The sequence below is a fragment of the Solirubrobacter phytolaccae genome (assembly GCF_027587195.1).
GTDB classification, from domain to species: Bacteria; Actinomycetota; Thermoleophilia; order Solirubrobacterales; family Solirubrobacteraceae; genus Solirubrobacter; species Solirubrobacter phytolaccae.
This window is the reverse complement of the sequence record NZ_JAPDDP010000152.1, coordinates 1-3,030: the sequence shown is the minus strand read 5'-3', so window position 1 is coordinate 3,030 and position 3,030 is coordinate 1. Positions and strand designations below refer to the sequence as shown.

General features: G+C 75.8%; 3 protein-coding genes and 1 pseudogene. All 4 read right to left on the bottom strand.

Going from position 1 to position 3,030, the window contains the following annotated elements:
• Positions 1-704, bottom strand: a 704-nt coding sequence (locus OJ997_RS36115; protein ID WP_270030321.1) for a TIGR03773 family transporter-associated surface protein, incomplete at its 3' end; no start/stop codon positions are given.
• A 20-nt stretch (positions 705-724) separates the two neighbouring features.
• Entirely contained in the window at positions 725-1,177 is a 453-nt protein-coding gene (locus tag OJ997_RS36110; RefSeq protein ID WP_270030320.1) for a Fur family transcriptional regulator, read from the bottom strand.
• Positions 1,178-1,211: 34 nt separating this feature from the next.
• Positions 1,212-1,421 (bottom strand): annotated as a pseudogene (locus tag OJ997_RS36105) (hypothetical protein); the annotation flags it as partial.
• A 117-nt stretch (positions 1,422-1,538) separates the two neighbouring features.
• A partial coding sequence (locus OJ997_RS36100; RefSeq protein WP_270030318.1) for a CHAT domain-containing protein occupies positions 1,539-3,030 on the bottom strand: 1,492 nt, incomplete at its 5' end.

Genomic DNA, 3,030 nt, shown 5'->3' with positions numbered 1-3,030 from the left:
CCGCCGGTGCCGCCCGCGCCGCCGGTGCCGCAGCCGCCGCCACCGTCGCCCGGTGGGCCCGGCGCGCCGGGCGTGGGCGTGGGCGTCGCGCCGACCGTCACCGGCAGCGTCTGCGTGTCCTGCGTCGTGGCGCCGCCCGGGAGGCGCGCGCTCATCGTGAACGTGAGGCGGTAGGCGCCGGCGTGGGAGAAGACCCAGTTGCCGTGGGCGTGCGTGCCGAGCGGGACCGTGCGGGTGTCCGGCAGGCCGTCGGCGCTGCGGAAGAGCACGTCGGGCTCGCCGAAGACGCCGGACTGGAAGAGCGTGACGTCGCCGGGGCCGTCGACGGCGTCCAGCCGCCACGAGACCGGGCCGTCGACCTGCGCGCCGCTCAGCTCCTCGGTATTCCAGCCCGCCCACAGCACGCCTGCGCGCTGGACCTCGGGCAGCGCCCAGACGGTGTCGCCCGGACGGCCGAGGAAGGTGGCCGAGGCCGGGATCGTGACGCGTGCGGCGTCGGCGACGTGGAAGGTCACCGCGGCCGGCTCGCGCCACACCGGCGCGCCCGTGCGCGTGCCGTCCTTGATCAGGCTTCGCAGCCGCCCGTCGACCAGCCGGGCGGCGTAGTCGACGTGGCCTTCGGTGAGCGTCTGCGCGGAGGCGGGTGAGGCGCCGGCGAGCGTGGCTGCGGCTGCGGCTGCGGCGAGGGTGAGAGGAGCACGCACGCTCCGCACATTATCAGGACTCAGTCTCGTTTATGCGAAGCCTGGACGGACGGACGGCCGCGGATCACGACCTCGTGCCCGGTGAGGGTCACGCCCAGGCGCTCGGCGGCCGCGTGGATCACGCGCTCGAGCTCGTCGTCGGTGAACGGGTGCGCGGTGCCGCTCGTCTCGTCGATCAGGTGATGGTGGTGGCGCTCCGGGTCGGCGATCTCGTACCGCGCGATGCCGTCGCGCCCACTCATCCGGTGCAGGAGCCCGAGTCCGAACAGCTCCTCGAGGGTCCGGTAGACCGACGAGTACGAGCCGCGCGGGCCGAGCCGGTCGAGCAGCTCCTGTGCGGTCAGCAGGCACTGGCCCTCGCGGGCCAGCACCTCGATGATCGCGGTCCGGGCGGCGCCGGCCCGGCGGCCGGAGGTCGACAACGTGCGCGTCGCATGGTCGAGCCAGCGATCGCGGAGGGCCTCGTCCGTCACGCTGACGAGGCTACCACTCAAGTGGGAATGAGTCTCAGACCTTGGTTGACGCCGGCGCGGGGCCGTGGTCGTCGCAGTGGTCGCCGTGCGGGTGGTGGAGGTGGTTGTCGACGACGAAGTCGACGTGATCGCCGTGGGGGACGGCCTCATGGCCGCAGCCGTCACCGTGGGTGTGCGCCTCGCCGTGCGCGTGGCAGTCGTGCTCCGGGGTGCACGTGTCCGGGTGGTCGGCGTCGACAGGAATCGTCTCTGACGGGGTCATGACTTCAGGGTCTCGTGCCGGGCATGGCGACGGCAACTCGTTGCAAGCGGGACCGATTCCCACTGATCCTACAAGATGTAGGACAGGTGTCGCGACACGCTAGCCCGCGCCGAAGCACACGAGGCCGGCCGCGCCCGGCTCGTCGGCGCGCAGGGCGGCGAGGGCCTCGTCGGCGCGGTCACCCGCAGCGAGCCGACGCACGAGCTGGGGCGCGAGCGCGAGGCCGGCCGCGTCGGGCAGCGGCAGCACGCTGGCAATCACGGTCGCGGTCCCAAGGCCGAGCAGTGCGGCGGTCAGCCCCATCAGCTCGTCGCCCGGCTGCACGTCGGCGATCCCCGCGTCGCACGCGAACAGGTCGATCCGGCGCGGCGCGCGCGTGAGCGTCTCCAGGTCGAACACGGTCAGCGGCCCGTCCGCCAGCTGCAACGACGAGAACAGCGGGTTGTCGGCCCGGAACGTCCCGTGCGCGGCGATGTGCGCGTGCTCGCAGCCGTCGAGCGCGGCCAGCGTCGCGCTCGCGCTCGCGGCCGCGCCCGTGAGCACGGTGCCGCCACCGGCCGCGGCCGCCACCGCCTCGGCCTCGGCCTGCGCGCCCGCCAGGTCCGGCCCGGCGACGGCCAGCGTCCGCCCGTGACCGTTGGCGCCGTCGCGCGCGCGGTCGGCCATGCCGGAGGCGTGGCTCGTCGCGGCGCGTTGCCACAGCGCGGCCGACGGCACGACGGAGAACGGTCGGTCACTCAGCGTGGGCAGCACGGCCCAGGGCAGCGTGTGCAGCGAGCGGGTCGGCACGAGCACGATCGGCGCTCCGCGCGTGGCCGCGAACGCCGGCGCGAGCTGGGCCTGGAGGTTGGCCGCCGCGGTGTCGCGCATGGTCGCGAACGCCGCTCGCCCGCGGGCCGTGCCGTGGCCGGCGACCAGGCGCAGCAGCGCGAAGCGCAGGCTCTCGAGCTGTTGCTCGGCATCCGCGAGCGTGCCGACCGCGTGGCGTTGCGCGCGGCCGTCGACGAGCGTCACCGCGTGCAGGTCGCCGTCGATCTCCACGAGCTCGATCAGCGCTCGCTCGTCGAGTGCGCCGGCGAGGTCCGCGGCGGAGAAGGCGTGCGGCGCCTCCCAGGTGTCGGCGTGCCGCGCGCGCTCGACGATCGAGCGCTCCAGCCGGGCCACGTGCGCGGTCGCCGCGCGTGTGTCCTCGCCGCCCAGGCGGGCCTGGTCCACGCGCATCGCGGCGTGGCGCAATTCGCCGAGCAGCCCGGCCAGGACGGGATCGACGGGCGGCCGGACGGGCGGGAACTGCAGCGCCTGGGCCCGGTGGCGTTCCGCGGCCGCGAGCAGCCCGCGGGCGTCGCCCCGGTTCAGCGCCAGACGCAGGCCGAGCCGCGCCAGCGCCTCGCCGTGCACGCCCGCTCGCGCGCGCAGCTCGGTGGCGCCGAGCACGGCGCGGTGGTCCTCGAGCACGCTCAGGCCGGCGTGGACGGCGCGGACGGCGGCCGCGGGGCGCTGCTCGTGCACGCGCAGCAGGGCCTCGGCGTGCCAGGCGGCGATCCGCCCGCCCGGGCCGCCGCGCTGGCGGGCGCTGGCGGTGCGCGCGACG